We start from the raw sequence: 17,019 nt of genomic DNA, 5'->3' as shown, positions 1-17,019 counted from the left end.
TATTCAAAGGTTACCGTAACTTGAAATCTCCCGAACTTGTTTTTACTTTCACCTTATTTTCCCCTGTACCTTTTACTCCAACCAACTGATTCTTTGATTTCTCTTCATATAGCAGACCAGCAACATTTATATCCGCTTTACCTGAACTTCCATCAAACTCAACTCTTAAAGATTCAGGAAATGTATCAAATTGCATCTTAACATCACCGCTTGATGTATTACACTCTACTTCTCCCCGCAAACTACGATCATTATATTCAATATCACCCGATGATGTATTAGCCGCTAATTCTTTAGAATGTAAACCTTCTACTCTAATTTTTCCGCTACGTGTGTTCAATTTTGCTACTTCGATTTCACTTTTATCTGTCTTAATCTTTCCACTAGATGTTTTAGCTGTTAATTTTTCATTTACCTTAGAATGTGATAATGATACATCCCCAGAAGAAGTATTTATCTCCGCTACCTTTGTTTCAATTTCTTTTACAACAAAATCTCCTGATGATGTGGTTACTTTGACAGTGTCATATATTTTCTTTGGAACTTTAACTTGTAAGTTTACATCTGCGGCAGTTCCAATTCCCCATCCAACATAATTCTGATTTTTACTAAATTTAATATTTAATCTATTGTTTTCTTTTTTTACATCAAATTTATATTCATCTACTAGCTCTTTACTTATTTCTCCATCCAGTAACACTTCGATATCTTTTGAATCAACTGTAATAATTTCAACATCTGCGGCAGAAGTCTTTATTTCAATTTCATCAATTTTTTCAACAGCCACCGTTTCTTTTTTATGAATTTCAGTTTTATTAAAAGCTACACCGAAAACAGTCATTGCTCCAACACCAATGCCCCCAATAACTAACAACGATAATGCGATAAGAACAATCTTTTTCATAAAATAACACTTCCTTCGTCGTATTTCTTTCTATAAAATCGTTAAAAATTAAATTCCATACAGCCCTGTTCATATAGCTTTTATTATTCAGTACCATATATTATATAGTACTGTTCAATAGCTACTTATTTTTCTCCCAATCTTTCATGTTTCATTTTATCATTTACCATAATTTGTTACAATGTTTTTTCTGAAAAATACAAAAACACTACTTTCAGTGAGCAAAACTGAAAGTAGTGTCCTCTTGTCTAACCATAGATTTTCTTTCAAATTGTATTATACAGGAAATTCAAAAAATTAATACAGAAAAATATGACGAATGAATCAATTTTTCTGGTGCTTTTGTTTCTTTTCACTCTTTTATATTGTATTTAAGCAAGGTAGCAGTTTTCCAATCAGAATCTTTCTTACATGAAAAAGGCCTTCCCTATTACAGGAAGGCCTTTTCATCTATTTCTTATAAAGTTTCAGAAGTAGTTTTTCCTTGCATGTGAAGTGCGATATAGTCAGGTCCACCAGCTTTAGAGTCTGTACCAGACATGTTAAAACCACCAAATGGTTGGTAACCTACGATTGCACCAGTACATCCACGGTTGAAGTATAAGTTACCAACGTGGAAGTCTTCACGTGCTTTTTCGATATGTTCACGGTTATTAGAAACAACAGCTCCTGTTAAACCGTATTCTGTGTTATTTGCAATTGCAAGCGCATGATCAAAGTCTTTCGCTTTACAGAATGCTACTACTGGTCCGAAGATTTCTTCTTTCATTAAACGAGCGTCTTCTGCAACGTCAGCAACGATTGTTGGTTGGATGAACCAGCCTTTAGAGTCGTCTCCTTCGCCACCTGCTACTACTTTACCTTCTTCTTTACCAATTGCAACATAGCTCATTACTTTATCAAATGCAGCTTGGTCATTAACTGGTCCCATGTTCATGTCTTTTTCAGCTGGGTTACCTACAGTTAATTCTTTCGTTAATTCAACAGCACGGTTTAATACATGATCGTATACATCTTCATGGATTACTGCACGAGAACAAGCAGAACATTTTTGTCCTGAGAATCCAAATGCAGATGCAACGATAGACTTAGCAGCTAATTCAAGATCTGCTTCTTTATCAACAACGATTGTATCTTTACCGCCCATTTCAGCGATAACACGTTTTAACCAAATTTGGCCTGGATTTACTTTTGCTGCGCGTTCGTAAATACGAATACCTACATCGCGTGATCCAGTGAAGCTAATGAAACGTGTACGAGGGTGGTCTACTAAGTAGTCACCAACTTCAGATCCGCTACCAGGGATGAAGTTTACAACGCCTGCTGGTAAGCCTGCTTCTTCTAATACTTCCATAAATTTCGCTGCCACTACAGGTGTTGTACTAGCTGGTTTTAGTAATACTGTGTTACCAGAAACTACTGCAGCTGTTGTCATACCTGCCATAATTGCGAATGGGAAGTTCCAAGGAGAAATGATAACACCTACTCCTAATGGAATGTAAGAGAAACGATTATATTCAATTGGACGGCTTTCTACTGGAATACCGTCTTTTAATTTTAACATTTGACGACCATAATATTCCATAAAGTCGATTGCTTCTGCTGTATCAGCATCTGCCTCATTCCATGGTTTACCTGCTTCTTTTACAAGAATAGCAGAAAACTCATGCTTTCTACGACGAACAATTGCTGCAGCACGGAATAAAATGTCTGCACGCATTTCTGGTTTTGACTTTCTCCAAGTTTGGAATGTTTCATCCGCCACTTGCATTGCTTTTTCAGCTAATTCACGGCTTGCTTTTGAAACACTGCCCACAACTTCTTCTTTATTTGCAGGGTTTACAGAAACGATTTTCTCGTCTGTAGTGATCTTTTCTCCCCCGATAATTAATGGATAGTCTTGTCCAAGATAAGATTCTACTTTCTTTAAACCTTCTTCAAACGCTAACTTGTTAGCCTCTACTGAAAAATCTGTAAATGGCTCATGCTTGTATGCTACTACCATTCTTTTTAGCCTCCCCTTAGAAAAACGTTTACATTTTACAACATTATTCTACACGATAATTTAGATTTATTCAAATATTCCTAGACTTATATTTTAAAAATTAATAAATTTTTAAAATATAATAAAAAAGAAAAGCTTCATACGTTATGTATGAAGCTAAATAATATGAACATATTCCAAAACATTTTTCCCAATTAATAAAATTGTCACCAATAAAAATAAAGTGCGCACATATCCAACACCTTTTTGTACTGCAAACTTTGATCCTAGATAAGCCCCTAAAATCATTGATAACCCCATAATAATACCGTATTCAAAATGAATGACATCTAAAAATAGAAATGTGATTAAAGATACAATGTTACTAACGAAATTCAAAAATTTTCCAGATGCAGCAGCTTGAATAAAGTCCAAACCAATTAATAAAAATGCAAAAATTAAAAATGAACCTGTCCCGGGACCAAAAAATCCATCATAAAATCCTAAACTTAAAATAACAAAGAAAAACATTAATGCTTTTCCTTTCGTCATCTTTTTATAAGTGGACACACTTCCCCAATCTTTTTTTACAATAATATAAATTGCAATAAATACCAACATAACAAGTACAAGTGGCCGTAAAATATCAGGTGGAATAAATTTCACAACTAAAGCTCCAGCTATCGCACCCACAATAGTTAATGGGATTAATTTTCCTACTATACGAAAATTAACCTTTCCTGAACGAATAAAATAAATAGCACTTGTAAAAGTCCCCATCGTTGCAGCCAGCTTATTTGTTGCAATTGCCGATGCAGGCGATAAGCCCACAAACATAAGTGCCGGAAGTGAAATGAGCCCTCCTCCTCCAACAACTGCATCAATAAATGCAGCCAAAAAACCAAAAGCAACGAGTAATACAATAATCTGTAAGCTTAACTCATCCATGTCTTTTCTCCTTACCCCTTTTTGTTCACAACATTAGAAATTATAACAAAATTACAGAAGAAAAAAAGCCGTTCCAGAAAGGAACAGCTTTTTTCTTAATCTAAAATTTTCACAAATGGTTCATCCTGCTTCGCCTCACGAATAATAATCGCTTCTGGTCGTTCAACAGATTTAATTGTCACCTGTACTTTCACATAATTCGGGAAGTATTGCATAACTTGTCCAGCAACAAATTGTGTAAATCCAATCACTTCTGCTTTTCCATTAAACTGAACAGGGATTTCAAGTTTCATTTCTTTTAATTGATCATCTTTATAAAATCCTGTACCAACAATAGCTGTGTAGTCACCTTTGAAAAACTCACTCAGTTTTGCTTTAAAGTTTTCTACAATTGCGTAATCTTCACGCACATCCGTTTTAGCTGATTCAGAAGGGAACAAGTAATATTTTTCATTAATTGCTTTCCAATCTCCTACTTTGTCACTGCCTTTATCTATTTGAGCATAAGATACAAATTTCCCTGGTACAAGTGTCGATTTTGATCCTTGGCGATAAATCGCAAATGTAATGGGAACATTTTTTAATTTTGGATCTTTCTTTTGCAATAATGTTAAAATTTCTTGTGCCATAGACTTACCTTGATCTAACATTTCTTTTTCTGAAATTTCCACCTCACGTGGATACCCATGTTCCTCAGTATAATAATGAACCGAATTCATTGCTAAACCAATAACAACTCCACCAAGTTCAACTTCTTTTTCACCTTTTCGTACATAATAATCGTGCTCTAAAATATTAGAAAGATACATTGGTGTTTTTTTGTTTCGAACCTCTAATGATTCTGAACCTTCTTGTAACGCCGGATTTAATCCAATATTAGGGAATTTCACTGCGTCTTTTTTCAGTTTCTCTTCTAACTCTTTTTGCTCCGCATCTGTACGCTTTCTCTTTACAAGCATTTGAACCGTTTCTTTATCTAAAGAGCTACCACCTTTGAATAGATAATCCTTCGTACTAAACGATTCTTTCGCAATACGCATTAGTCCTGTTTCAAATTCATCTATATCCAGACGGCTATTTAATCCTTGTACAACTAAGCCACGTGCAGAACCTGGATCAAATGGCACCGTTGTTTTGTAATAATCCTCAGAAATAGAATATTTCGGAACAATCGCTTGTTCTTTTGATTTACCCGATTTTTCAACAACTTTTTCTTCTTTTTTTATACCTGTACTACATCCACTTAGAAGTAGACCTAGGCTTAATACCGCTAATGCTATTTTTTTCATGGTAAGTTTGCACCTCTTACTTATTCAGCTCTTGTAAGAACCTCTCTTCATTCCAAACCTCAATATTATGTTTCTCTGCTTGTGCTAATTTTGACCCTGCCGCTTCACCAGCAACGACTAAATCAGTACTTTTACTTACACTACCTGTTACTTTTCCACCTAGCTCTTCAATCTTTTTCTTCGCTTCGCTACGCCCCATAACTTCTAGTTTCCCTGTTAGAACGATTGTTTTTCCAGCGAAGTAAGATGCAATATTTTGTAAATCAGCACGTTTTATGCCTTTGTAGGTCATGTTAACACCGTACTCTTTAAATTGTTGTAATAATTCTAACACGTCTTCATTATCAAAGTACGTTACAATTGATTGGGCCATTTTCTCGCCAATTTCATTAATCTCTTTTAACTCTTCTTCTGTTGCTTTCACAAGATGATCCATCGTTTCAAAATGCTCAGCTAACGTGCGAGCCGCTTTTGCACCGACATGACGAATACCAAGTCCAAATAATAGACGCTCCAACGAATTTTCCTTAGAAGTTTCAATTGCTTGTACTAATTTAGATGCTGATTTCTCACCAAAACGCTCTAATTGTAACAATTGCTCTTGCGTTAATGGATACAAATCTGCGAATGTCCGAATATAATCTGCTTCAAAGAGCTGTGTAATAACACGCTCTCCAAGCCCATCAATATTCATTGCATTTCTTGAAACAAAATGAATCAATCCTTCACGAATTTGCGCTGGACATGCTGGATTAATACAACGCAGAGCTACCTCTTCTTCTAAACGAACCAGTTCACTGTCACAAGCCGGGCAATGCGTTGGCATATGATACTCTTCTTCTTCACCAGTACGTTTATCGAAAATAACATTAACTACTTCTGGAATAATGTCTCCAGCCTTTTTCACAATAACGTAGTCACCAATTCGAATATCTTTTTCACGAATTAGATCCTCGTTATGTAGAGATGCACGGCGGACAATTGTTCCTGCCACTCGAACTGGCTCTAGTTCTGCCGTCGGTGTCACAACCCCTGTGCGTCCCACGCTCAGTTCAATACCTGTTAATCTCGTTACAACTTCTTCTGCCGGAAACTTATAAGCAATTGCCCAGCGTGGACTCTTTGCTGTTGTTCCTAAACTATCTTGCAAGGCCACATCATCTACTTTAATTACGATTCCATCAATCTCATAATTAAGATTCGGGCGCTTTTCCTGCCATTCTTCTACATAAGCGATTACATCTTCAATTGTTTCACATGTGCGGCGATTTGGATTCGTTTTAAACCCAAGCTCGCCTAAGAAGTTTAATGATTCGCTATGTGATGCAATCGTCTTTTCTTTCACATCAGCAAGGCCGTACACAAACATTGACAAATTACGCTTCGCAGCAATTTTTGGATCAAGCTGGCGAAGTGATCCTGCTGCTGCATTACGTGGATTTGCAAAAACTGCCTCGCCATTTTGTTCTTTCTCTTCGTTTAATTTTACAAATGAACGCTTTGGCATATATGCTTCACCGCGCGCTTCTAATGTTACTTCTTCTTTCAAACGAAGAGGGATCGCTTTAATTGTTTTTAAATTTTGCGTAATATCTTCACCAGTTACGCCATCGCCACGTGTTGCGCCTTGAACGAAGCGTCCTTTTTCATAATGAAGGGAAACAGCAAGACCGTCAATTTTTAGTTCACATATATATCTTACATTTGAATCATCAATTCCTTGACGTACTCTGCGATCAAAATCACGTAAATCTCCTTCATTAAAGGCATTTCCTAAACTTAACATCGGCGATTTGTGCGTTACTTTTTCAAATATATCAAGCACTGCTCCCCCAACTCGAACGGTGGGAGAATCTTCTATTAAAAATTCTGGGTTCTCTGCTTCTAATTTTATAAGCTCCTGCATATCACGGTCGTATTCCGCATCAGAAACAGAAGGATTGTCTAATACGTGATATTGATAGTTGAATGCATTTAACATATCACGAAGTTCTTCTATACGCTGCTTTGCCTCTTCTTTTGACATATCCTTACTCCTTTCTATTGTTTCGTTACAGGTGCAAATTTTGCTAATAAGCGTTTAATGCCAATTGGACTTGGGAATGCAATATCTAATTCTTTTGCATCTCCTTCACCTTTCACACTTACAACTGTACCAACACCCCATTTTTGATGGGACGCTTTATCACCTACAGCCCAGCCAATTTGCTCTCCTCCTGTCGTTTTCACAGTTGGACGCACAAATGCAGAGCGGGAACGTGTTGTCGTTGTTGCCCCAGCCGATCTTCCTTTTGCACTAAATGTCTCACGCTTTGGCGCTGTTTCATTTAATGGTTCTAGCAACTCCGTAGGAATTTCTGAAATAAATCGAGATGCTGCATTCATATTTGTTCTACCGAATAACGTACGCATTTGGGCATTTGATAAATATAACTCTTCTTCCGCACGAGTAATACCTACATAAGCAAGACGGCGTTCCTCTTGCATTTCATCTTCTTCCATAAGAGAGCGAGTATGCGGGAACACTCCTTCTTCTAGTCCAATAATAAAGACAACTGGGAATTCAAGTCCCTTTGCCGAGTGCATCGTCATTAAAATAACTTCTTCACCCGCAGCTGGATCCTCATCCACGCGATCAATATCTGCTACAAGTGCCAAATCTGTTAAGAAAGCAACAAGACTCTTATCTTCACTTTGCGATTCAAATGTCTGTGTAACAGATAAAAACTCATCTAAGTTTTCAAGTCGTCCTTCTGCTTCTAAAGAACGTTCATTCTTTAGCATATCGCGGTAACCCGTTTTCTCAATCACTTCTTCTACTAGTTCTGTAACAGATAAGTATTCTTGCATGTTTACCCAGTTGTGTAATTGACTTGCAAATTCTTTTACTGCTTTTGTGATTTTTGCACTTACTCCGACATGTTCAATTTCATCCATTACAGCCGTTAATGAAATCCCATTTTGCACGCCGTAGTTAATAATCTTATCGATAGACGTGGCACCGATTCCTCGCTTCGGCATGTTAATAATACGTGCGAAGCTAATCTCATCATCTGGATTTGCAATTAAACGTAAGTATGCCAAAATATCTTTAATCTCTTTACGATCATAGAACTTAATGCCGCCGACAATTTTATATGGAATATTAGACTTTAAGAAAATCTCCTCGACCATACGAGACTGGGCGTTCGTACGATACAGAACCGCAAAATCTGTATATTTTCGATTTCCCATTTGAATTTCATCGCGAATTTTTTTTGCAACAAAATATGCTTCATCCTTTTCCGTTGCAGCACGGTAATACGAAATCTTACTTCCAATTTGATTGTCTGTCCATAATTTTTTCGGTTTACGATTTGAATTATTTTCAATTACAGCATTAGCCGCATTTAAAATATTTTGTGATGAACGGTAGTTTTGCTCTAACAAGATAACCTGTGCATTTTCGTAGTCTTTTTCAAATGACAAAATGTTAGAAATGTCCGCCCCACGCCAACGATAAATGGACTGGTCAGAATCACCAACAACACAAAGGTTTTTAAAGCGAGCAGCTAATTTATTTACAAGAATGTATTGGGCTCTATTCGTATCTTGGTACTCATCCACATGAATATATTGGAACTTACGCTGATAGAATTCCAATACTTCTGGAACACGTTCAAATAAATGGATCGTCGTCATAATTAAATCATCAAAATCTAATGAGTTATTTTTCAAAAGACGTTTTTGATATTCTGTATATACATCGCTTGTTAATTTTTCAAATGGATCCGCAATTGAAATTTGCTTTGCATATTTATCAGCAGATAACAATTCATTCTTTGCATTACTAATACCAGATAAAATAGAACGTGGATCGAATTTTTTCGGATCAATATTACGCTCTTTCATAATCTTTTTTACAACCGTAAGTTGATCACTTGCATCTAAAATCGTAAAGTTACGATTAATTCCGATACGATCAATGTCACGTCGTAAAATACGTACGCACATTGAGTGGAACGTAGAAATCCAAATATCTTCCGCTTCCGGGCCAACAAGCTTATCGATACGTTCACGCATTTCACGAGCCGCTTTATTTGTAAAAGTAATTGCTAATACATTCCAAGGTGCTACACCTTTTTCACCAAGTAAGTATGCGATGCGATGTGTTAGCACACGCGTCTTACCACTACCAGCACCTGCCATTAATAAAAGTGGTCCGTTTGTTGTTTGCACTGCCTTTTGTTGCTGAGGATTTAAACCATTTAATAATTTATCAGTTATACTCATATGTGCCTGCACCTACTCTCCTTTTACAGCTTTTACTGTTTGTAAAGCTGCCTTTATATCATCATAAATTACATTTCCTACAACGACTGTATCAGCGTACTGTGCCATTTCTTTTGCTTCTTTCGCACTTGAAATTCCACCGCCGTAATACAACTTTGCTTGTTGTAATTCTGCTTTTACATTTTTAACGAGTTCAATATCTCCGTAAGTACCACTATATTCTAAGTAAAAAATCGGCAACTTCAGAAGCTTGTCTGCCATACGTGCATATGCAATCACATCATCTTCTGTTAAATCACATTTCGCCTCTGTAAGCTGAGCTACTTTTGCTTCTGGATTTAAAACACAATATCCTTCCATGAAAATTTCATCCCAGTTCATAATATCCCCGAATTCTTTCAATGCCTCATGATGAATTCCCGTTATCCATTCCACTTTTGAGCTGTTTAAAACACTTGGAATGTAATAAAAATCAAACCCTGGTGTAAGAGCTTCAAGATCAGAAACCTCTAACACACAAGGAACTGCATATCTACGAATGCTTACTAGCATGTGTAATACATTATCAATTGTTACCCCGTCACTTCCGCCTACAATCACTGCGTCTGTTCCAGATTCACAAATCATTTCTAAATGTTCATCGCTTAATTCCTTATTCGGATCAAGCTTAAATACATGTTTCCACTGTGAAATATCGTACATGAAAACACCCTTTCTTTTGTCTATTCACCTTTATGTGCTGGTTCAAAAAGGAGGATCTAGAGAGCCGAGCTATTCGAGGCGCTGCAGCCAGGAGGACACGGAGTGTAGCTATATACTACATGAGTACCGGACTGGCAAAGCAACGAAGAAATGCGAAGGTTATCTTGACCGGACTTTTTAAACTTCCTTTTATGCATTCTTACATTATAACAAAAAAAGACACCTATACACACGTCCAATCCAACATCTTTTTCACCGTCAAATGTTGGATTACATATCGCGAAACTTACGTGGAATAATAACAACTGAAATAGTGTTTGCTATTTCTAAGCTGATGAAGAAGGAGTGTTTTCTTTGATGAAGCAAAACATCGGCATAATGAATGCTCTAATCCGAATTACACTCGGTTTAGTTGTACTAAGTTGTAGCACAGCTAAACTCACACGTAAACCATGGTGCACTTGGTCAAAGGTTTTGCTGTGGCTTGGTGCAATGAAAATTGCAGAAGGAATCTTGCGTTTCTGTCCTATTACTGAAGCATGTAAATTTGGAAAATATATAAATATGGGTGCCTTAAAAATACCTAGCATGGATTTTAATAAAAAAGGACATGCTAAACAAGAAGAAGTAAGTCACACTTCCAGTCCTGACAAACCAGGATCAAAAGGAAGTTATGATGCTTCTGACAAAGAGATTGAGTCAGCGATTGAAGAAGCAATCCTGGCGAAACCGCTTTGAATCATTTGTCACGATGCAAGATGCTCTCAAAGAGACTTAGCTGCTGCAGTGGGCGGCTAAGTCTTCTTTATTTTATCACAAAACAGAACTAATGTTCTTTTTGTTTTATTTCCCCTAAGAGATTCCACTAAAAAAAGAGCGGATTTTTTCGCTCTTTACTTTCCTTGTGTTTGAATGAATTCTTTCTCTTGCTCTGGATTTGTTAATTTGTAGGCTTTACCAGTGTTACCGCCTTGTATTTCCCAAAAAAATTATGCTCCTCAACCACTTGAGTGAAATCACCTTTCTCCCATCTATCTAAGATTTCAACGTATTGTGGCTTGTATTGCAGAAGATCGCTTTTTCCAACCAGTTCTCGCACCTTTTTTAATGTTCTTCGAATTCATTTCAATAAATCCTCGCCTTTCGGAGGCTAATACTTTTTGATGAGTCATTTTGTGCATTGAATCAATTACAACACCCTCAGAATTTAATAAAGTGAAACTTTAATCAGTGGAGGTTTTCTTCATCCCCCACTGATTATTAGCCCGTACCAATCGAGCTTTTACGGGCAGCCCGACCTCCATCTAATCTCTTTGCTTTTACTGGATTCTGAGGTGGAGGTCTTACTGCCCGTTAATGCGGGATAAATAACTGTAGCTATATATTAATTTGAGATGTATCGCGCCGCACACCTAAAAAACTAATTTCCCACTCTTCTAAGAAAGATTTTTATTATTTTCAGAAAATAAGATTTTCCTCCCTTGCATTCGATGATATAAAAGTGATATCATTTTTATATCAGAAGGAGGCGATTAGTATGAGAGAAAAACAAGTGTTTTATGTAAATGGTTTTCTAGGTATTATTGGTCTTTTAGCTTTAGCCGGTATCGGTGTATTTTGCCTCGTACAAGAAATATTTGTAGTAGCTGTACTTTGTCTAATTTTAGCTGCTATTCTTGCCACCGGTATTGGGATTGTCCAACCAAATCAAGCAAAAGTAATTACGTTTTTTGGGAACTATTTAGGAACAATCCGTCAAAATGGATTATTTTTAACAATTCCATTCGCACTTCGTCAAACTGTTTCTCTTCGCGTTGAAAACTTTAATAGTAAAAAACTAAAGGTAAATGATGTAGATGGGAACCCGATTGAAATTGCAGCTGTTGTCGTTTATAAAGTTGTCGATTCAGCAAAAGCGATTTTTGGGGTTGAACATTATGATGAATTCGTAGAAATTCAAAGCGAAACAGCAATTCGCCATGTTGCAACGAAATATCCGTATGATAATTTTCAAGATGACAATTGCATCACACTACGTGGAAATGCCGAAGAAATCTCTGAGGAACTAAGACGTGAATTAGAAGCGCGCTTAGATATTGCTGGTGTAGAGGTACTAGAAACTCGTTTAACACATTTAGCTTATGCAACAGAAATTGCTCATGCAATGCTTCAGCGTCAACAAGCGAAAGCTGTTTTAGCAGCACGAAAAGAGATTGTCGAAGGTGCTGTAAAAATGGCGAAAGATTCCATTCATATGTTAGATGAAGAAGGCGTACTCGATTTAGATGACGAGCGTAAAGCGAACATGGTTAACAACTTATTGGTTGCCATCGTTTCAGATAAAGGTGCACAGCCAGTGATTAACACAGGAAGTCTATATTAAAGGTTGTAGGTAATTATGGCCAAAAAGAAAAGCTTTCCATTACGTATTGATCCTGAATTACACGCAGTCATCGAAAAATGGGCAAATGATGAATTTCGTAGCGTTAACGCTCACATCGAGTATTTACTTCGAGAAATGGCAAAGCAAAAAGGAAAACTAAAAAAAGAGAAAGAGTCTTAAGTTTATATTCAGTGGTTCTCTTTCTTACACAAAAAAAGCAACTAAATTTAGTTGCTTTTTCTAATTATTAAAAATAAAATCACCAATAAACTTTATGATTTCCATATAACACTGATTATGGAATACAGGCTTTATAACAGATACAACAATAATACGAGAAACAGACTTAAAAAAATAAAAACTTTCCACTTATACGATTATTAAAAAACAACCTAAACATTTAGGATTCTTTCCCTTTTTCGAATGTAAAATTCATTATATTTTTTTATATTCCTATCCTAATAAACACTGACCTCATCTCAATTTTACTGATATTCTCAACAACAACAACAGTATACATTCAGGCCATTTCTTTATCTCTTTTCTTTATTATAGCTGACTACAATCTCATAATATTCATCAAGGTCAATAGCATAAGCTTTTAATTCTTTTCATACTAGCCTTCCTTAGTTCACATAACGGGCGGTTTCAGTAGCTAGTTTGCCTAATTTAAAAGGAGAATAAGCTCTTTTATTCTCTTTAAGCATAGCATGTAAAAGAATATGAATTTATAAAAAGTAGGTGAAAACATGACATTAGATTCTCAACGTATTATAGGTTTCCCTGAAATGGGTATACCAGTATACTATTGATTTCTAATACTTTATAGCAAAAACAGATGACAATAGGTAACACCCTCGCTTCAACCCATTAGGATCCTCTTACCTATTGCATCTATTAAGTTGTACCAGTTTTTTCATAATGTTTATCAACAAATCAAATATAAAAAGACACTGAATAGTAAGCGTCAAATATTCCCCACCTACAATTTATAAATAACCCATGAGATAATCAAGCACTTCCACTTATTGGCGCTGCGCTTACTTTAGTTATTTCTATTTTTCTATTGTTGATTGGCGAATTAAAATGCAAACAGATTGTAACTCCTTGAAACATTCAACATACAATATAATTTTTCCTATCTTTCTATCTAACTATATATGATGACAATCCAACCATACAAAAATGCACCCGCTAACTGCGGATGCGTAATATGAATAGAAATGAGATTCATATATTCTATTGTCTTAAAAATCAATTTAGAGGTTGTTTCACAAATCATCTCGGCTAAAGTCACACTCTTTTAACGGGACAACCTTCGTCTTTTTAATAAACTTATAACCTAACCAAAGAATAATAAACACCGGTACACTAATATACGATACAAGCATTCCATACCAGTTAATCGCCCCTCCAGAAACCACTTCACTTCCTTGTCCAATAATAACAATGATACATAATACTAACGTAAACAACGGACCAAAGGGATACCATTTCGCCTTAAATGAAATGTTAGTTCATTTAAGCTTCTCCCTTGTGCCACGTATGCTCTACGAAATCTATAATGACAGATTGCGATTCCAATCCATGTTAAAAACCCCGTTAACCCCGTCATATTAAGCAGCCATATATAAACAACGCCATCGCCAATGAATGATGATAAAAAGACAAGTAATCCAAAAATAATATTGGCATACAAAGCATAGGTAGGGACCCCTCTTCTATTTACCTTACGCAAAATTTTAGGCGCTTTTCCTTCTTGTGCAAGAGCCCAAAGCATGCGAGTAGAAGCATACATAGAAGAATTACAAGCTGAAAGCACAGAGGTTAAAATGACAGCATTCATTAATGATGCCGCAAATGCAAGTCCAGCTTTTTGAAAAACTAAAGTAAATGGGCTAATAGAAATATGATCCACATCCGATTTAAGAAGACTCGGGTCTGTATATGGAATAATAATCCCTATTACGGCTATAGCCAACACATAAAAAATTAACACCCTCCAAAAAACACTACGAATTGCCCGAGGAACATTCCGCTCTGGATCCTCACTTTCACCAGAAGCAATACCAACCATTTCTGTACCTTGAAAGGAGAAACCTGCAATCATAAAAACACCAACTATAGCCAAAAATCCTCCTTTGAAAGGAGCCTCACCTATCGTAAGATTATGAAACCCTACTGCCGGGCTAAAGAATATACCAAGTATCATAAAAATACCGATCACTAAAAATAGAATAATTGTAACGACCTTAATACCAGCAAACCAAAACTCCGATTCACCATACCCTCTAACAGACAGTACATTTAATAAAAATATAAGTGCCAAAAAAAGCATCCCCCATAGAACATCCGAGGATTCTGGCAACCAATATTTCATAACCAACGCACCTGCTGCCAACTCAGCCGGAATGGTTGTAGCCCAGCTTAACCAATAATTCCAACCAAGTGTAAATCCAAATGCCGGATCAACAAACCGAGTTCCGTATGTTTCAAATGAACCTGACGTTGGAAGATATGTTGCCATCTCACCAAGACTTGTCATTAAAAAATAAACCATACACCCAATAGCAAGGTACGCAACAAATGCCCCTCCTGGTCCCGCTTGACTAATCGTAGCACCGCTTGCAACAAATAATCCCGTACCAATTGCACCACCAATTGCAATCATAGATATATGTCGTGGCCTTAAGCCACGATTCAACTTCCCATCTATAGTAGATGGTGTTCCAATATTTGATTTTGTCTCTAAATTATCCATCGTCTCACCTCTCTCTTTGCAACGTTCCTAAAAAATAACCGATTCACTCTATGCAAAATCAAGTGATTCGTTTCAAAATATACAATGTCCCCTCTTTTTTATTCTGAACATTCTGACTATTTAACCTATAATAATAGAATTACAATGTTATAGAACGAAAGGCAATCAAAAACAATTCTGATTGCCTTCCCATTTTCTTCAAATCAATTCTAGTAACTGCACCTTCTTCTGATACGCTCTCCATGTAATACACCATTTTTTCGGATTATCGAGAAAATCCTGTTCATCTAATTTGTGAATCGTACTATTTTGCGGAGCGTTTTGAATGACTTTGGGATTTTCATAGGCTTCCTTAGAAATTTGTTCAAGGGCTGCTATATACTCATCTAAGTCAGTCTTAGAATAGCTCTCAGTCGGCTCAAGCGTGAACGGCTGGGGTACGATATATGGATGGTGACTCGTCCAATAGTGTAAGCCGAAATCCGTCATTCTTCTTTGGACATCCTCTGTTGTAATACCTGTTTCATTTTTCAGCTCTTCCCAGCTATAGCGAACTTGCTCAAGGCGCTGTCCTTTTACATATGGAGCACTGGCACCACGAATCTTTTGTACTTTGTGATACATATAATTGTTATTTAATACAGCTGTTTTCGCCACTTCTTTTAATCCTTCTGGACCAAGGGCACGAATCCATGCATAAGACCTGAGAATTGTTTGTGCTACCCCATGAAAAGCGCGCACTTTTCCAATGGAATGTTTCAGATCATTGTTTAAATAATATTTTCCTTCATCGCATTCCACAATTGGTCCAGGTAAATATTCTTTTAGCTCTTTGCTCACTCCAAGTGCACCTGTTGCTGGTCCGCCACACATATGCGGAGCTGCAAATGTTTTGTGAAGATTAAAGAAACACATATCAAATCCTGCTTCTTTCGCCCGAGTAACCCCAAGAAGGCCATTTGCATTTGCTTGATCGTAGTAACAAATCCCACCCGCTTCATGAACAACCCTCGTAAACTCTTTAATCCTCGAATTAAAAATCCCTGTATCTTCAGGATTCGCTACAACAAATCCTGCTGTTCTTTCTGAAACAACAGCTTTTAACTTTTCAAGATCAGGAAATCCATCTTTATCGGGATGAAGCGTAATGATTTTAAAGCCTTTAACAGCTGCTGTAGCCGCTTGTGAAGGATGAGAAAAAATGGTTGTAATAATTTCGTTCCGTTTTTCTCCTTCTCCGCGAGATTCATGATATTTTCTTACAATAGAAGCCATAGCAAATAATGCTTGCGTACCACCACTTGGCTGAAATGAAAAATGATCCATACCAGATATTTCTCTCATACAAAGATCCAATTTATATATAATCTCTAGCATTCCTTGGACCGTACTTTCATCTTGAAGAGGATGCAGTTCCATTATTTTAGGATTTCGTACTAATAATTCATTAATTTTTGGGATATATTTCATCGTACAAGTCCCTTGCCCAATTTCAACGTTAAAATCGGATCCTAACGTCTCTTGTGAAAGTCTCACATAATGCCTTAACACACGCGCCTGACCGATTTCTGGAAGCCTCGCTCTTTCTTTTCTATACATAGAATGAGGAATCTTTGAAACTCCATCTCCAACTTCCTGCACAATCGTTTGATCCGCTGTCGGAACTTCTACTCCTCTTTCTCCTCGCTGATGAAGTTCAAAAATAATTGGTTCATTCCATTTTGCTTGATGAAAGTCACGAACTTTACTATCCCTTTTAATTTTCTTCATGAGTTC

14 protein-coding genes and 1 pseudogene are annotated in these 17,019 nt (G+C 36.6%); 3 read left to right on the top strand and 12 right to left on the bottom strand.

Features of this window, described 5'->3' with window-relative positions:
* Positions 1 to 10 precede the first annotated feature (10 nt).
* The 7 genes from ORL93_RS18570 to pcrB all read right to left on the bottom strand — a co-directional run bounded on the left by ORL93_RS18570 (position 11) and on the right by pcrB (position 10,099).
* Positions 11 to 904 (bottom strand): DUF4097 family beta strand repeat-containing protein, encoded by an 894-nt coding sequence (locus ORL93_RS18570; RefSeq protein WP_097795222.1) that lies wholly within the window; start codon positions 902 to 904, stop codon positions 11 to 13.
* 457 nt (positions 905 to 1,361) lie between these two features.
* Entirely contained in the window at positions 1,362 to 2,909 is a 1,548-nt protein-coding gene (gene pruA / locus ORL93_RS18565; protein ID WP_006093220.1) for an L-glutamate gamma-semialdehyde dehydrogenase, read from the bottom strand.
* A 156-nt stretch (positions 2,910 to 3,065) separates the two neighbouring features.
* Positions 3,066 to 3,836, bottom strand: coding sequence for a TSUP family transporter (locus ORL93_RS18560; protein ID WP_265959357.1), 771 nt, complete (start codon positions 3,834 to 3,836; stop codon positions 3,066 to 3,068).
* Positions 3,837 to 3,931: 95 nt separating this feature from the next.
* Positions 3,932 to 5,125, bottom strand: a complete 1,194-nt coding sequence (locus ORL93_RS18555) for a CamS family sex pheromone protein (RefSeq protein ID WP_006093217.1) — start codon at positions 5,123 to 5,125, stop codon at positions 3,932 to 3,934.
* A 16-nt stretch (positions 5,126 to 5,141) separates the two neighbouring features.
* Complete coding sequence (gene ligA / locus ORL93_RS18550; protein ID WP_006093215.1) at positions 5,142 to 7,151, bottom strand: NAD-dependent DNA ligase LigA; 2,010 nt, start codon at positions 7,149 to 7,151, stop codon at positions 5,142 to 5,144.
* Between the two features lie 14 nt (positions 7,152 to 7,165).
* Positions 7,166 to 9,397, bottom strand: a complete 2,232-nt coding sequence (pcrA, locus tag ORL93_RS18545; protein ID WP_240516957.1) for a DNA helicase PcrA — start codon at positions 9,395 to 9,397, stop codon at positions 7,166 to 7,168.
* Positions 9,398 to 9,409: 12 nt separating this feature from the next.
* The gene (gene pcrB, locus ORL93_RS18540) at positions 9,410 to 10,099 is read right to left on the bottom strand and encodes a heptaprenylglyceryl phosphate synthase (protein ID WP_003194625.1); all 690 of its coding nucleotides are present in this window, start codon (positions 10,097 to 10,099) and stop codon (positions 9,410 to 9,412) included.
* A 357-nt stretch (positions 10,100 to 10,456) separates the two neighbouring features.
* Between pcrB and ORL93_RS18535 the strand changes: the two genes are divergently transcribed.
* Positions 10,457 to 10,837: a YgaP family membrane protein gene (locus ORL93_RS18535; RefSeq protein WP_018766479.1), complete on the top strand. Its 381-nt coding sequence runs from the start codon at positions 10,457 to 10,459 to the stop codon at positions 10,835 to 10,837.
* Between the two features lie 202 nt (positions 10,838 to 11,039).
* Here ORL93_RS18535 and ORL93_RS18530 read toward each other — a convergent pair whose 3' ends face one another.
* Together ORL93_RS18530 and ORL93_RS18525 are read right to left on the bottom strand one after the other, a co-directional pair.
* Positions 11,040 to 11,198 (bottom strand): DUF6241 domain-containing protein, encoded by a 159-nt coding sequence (locus tag ORL93_RS18530; protein ID WP_265959356.1) that lies wholly within the window; start codon positions 11,196 to 11,198, stop codon positions 11,040 to 11,042.
* Positions 11,143 to 11,271 (bottom strand): hypothetical protein, encoded by a 129-nt coding sequence (locus ORL93_RS18525; RefSeq protein WP_265959382.1) that lies wholly within the window; start codon positions 11,269 to 11,271, stop codon positions 11,143 to 11,145. The genes ORL93_RS18530 and ORL93_RS18525 overlap by 56 nt, the downstream gene beginning before the upstream one ends.
* Positions 11,272 to 11,636: 365 nt before the next feature.
* Between ORL93_RS18525 and ORL93_RS18520 the strand changes: the two genes are divergently transcribed.
* Positions 11,637 to 12,482 carry an SPFH domain-containing protein gene (locus tag ORL93_RS18520; RefSeq protein WP_006093212.1) on the top strand — a complete coding sequence of 282 codons (846 nt, stop codon included), beginning with the start codon at positions 11,637 to 11,639 and terminating at the stop codon, positions 12,480 to 12,482.
* A gap of 15 nt (positions 12,483 to 12,497) precedes the next feature.
* Complete coding sequence (locus tag ORL93_RS18515) at positions 12,498 to 12,662, top strand: type II toxin-antitoxin system antitoxin (RefSeq protein WP_003194620.1); 165 nt, start codon at positions 12,498 to 12,500, stop codon at positions 12,660 to 12,662.
* A gap of 970 nt (positions 12,663 to 13,632) precedes the next feature.
* Here the strand turns inward: ORL93_RS18515 and ORL93_RS18510 are convergent.
* The 3 genes and pseudogenes from ORL93_RS18510 to gcvPB all read right to left on the bottom strand — a co-directional run bounded on the left by ORL93_RS18510 (position 13,633) and on the right by gcvPB (position 17,013).
* Positions 13,633 to 13,779: a hypothetical protein gene (locus ORL93_RS18510; RefSeq protein WP_170959238.1), complete on the bottom strand. Its 147-nt coding sequence runs from the start codon at positions 13,777 to 13,779 to the stop codon at positions 13,633 to 13,635.
* Positions 13,754 to 15,243, bottom strand: a pseudogene (locus ORL93_RS18505) (amino acid permease). Before ORL93_RS18505 ends, ORL93_RS18510 begins: the two are co-directional and overlap by 26 nt.
* A gap of 198 nt (positions 15,244 to 15,441) precedes the next feature.
* Positions 15,442 to 17,013: an aminomethyl-transferring glycine dehydrogenase subunit GcvPB gene (gcvPB, locus tag ORL93_RS18500; RefSeq protein ID WP_098909708.1), complete on the bottom strand. Its 1,572-nt coding sequence runs from the start codon at positions 17,011 to 17,013 to the stop codon at positions 15,442 to 15,444.
* Positions 17,014 to 17,019 lie beyond the last annotated feature (6 nt).

The sequence above is a fragment of the Bacillus sp. DHT2 genome (assembly GCF_026241455.1).
GTDB classification, from domain to species: Bacteria; Bacillota; Bacilli; order Bacillales; family Bacillaceae_G; genus Bacillus_A; species Bacillus_A pseudomycoides.
Note: the sequence above shows the minus strand (reverse complement) of the source record. Positions and strands in the feature narration are given on the sequence as shown.

Bases quoted from the DNA above. Each gene is read 5' to 3' on its own strand.
- ORL93_RS18535 (WP_018766479.1), top strand. From the start codon at position 10,457: ATGAAGCAAAACATCGGCATAATGAATGCTCTAATCCGAATTACACTC.
- ORL93_RS18555 (WP_006093217.1), bottom strand. From the start codon at position 5,125: ATGAAAAAAATAGCATTAGCGGTATTAAGCCTAGGTCTACTTCTAAGT.
- pruA (WP_006093220.1), bottom strand. From the start codon at position 2,909: ATGGTAGTAGCATACAAGCATGAGCCATTTACAGATTTTTCAGTAGAG.
- ORL93_RS18515 (WP_003194620.1), top strand. From the start codon at position 12,498: ATGGCCAAAAAGAAAAGCTTTCCATTACGTATTGATCCTGAATTACAC.
- ORL93_RS18570 (WP_097795222.1), bottom strand. From the start codon at position 904: ATGAAAAAGATTGTTCTTATCGCATTATCGTTGTTAGTTATTGGGGGC.
- gcvPB (WP_098909708.1), bottom strand. From the start codon at position 17,013: ATGAAGAAAATTAAAAGGGATAGTAAAGTTCGTGACTTTCATCAAGCA.
- ORL93_RS18525 (WP_265959382.1), bottom strand. From the start codon at position 11,271: ATGACTCATCAAAAAGTATTAGCCTCCGAAAGGCGAGGATTTATTGAA.
- ORL93_RS18520 (WP_006093212.1), top strand. From the start codon at position 11,637: ATGAGAGAAAAACAAGTGTTTTATGTAAATGGTTTTCTAGGTATTATT.
- ligA (WP_006093215.1), bottom strand. From the start codon at position 7,151: ATGTCAAAAGAAGAGGCAAAGCAGCGTATAGAAGAACTTCGTGATATG.
- pcrA (WP_240516957.1), bottom strand. From the start codon at position 9,397: ATGAGTATAACTGATAAATTATTAAATGGTTTAAATCCTCAGCAACAA.
- pcrB (WP_003194625.1), bottom strand. From the start codon at position 10,099: ATGTACGATATTTCACAGTGGAAACATGTATTTAAGCTTGATCCGAAT.
- ORL93_RS18560 (WP_265959357.1), bottom strand. From the start codon at position 3,836: ATGGATGAGTTAAGCTTACAGATTATTGTATTACTCGTTGCTTTTGGT.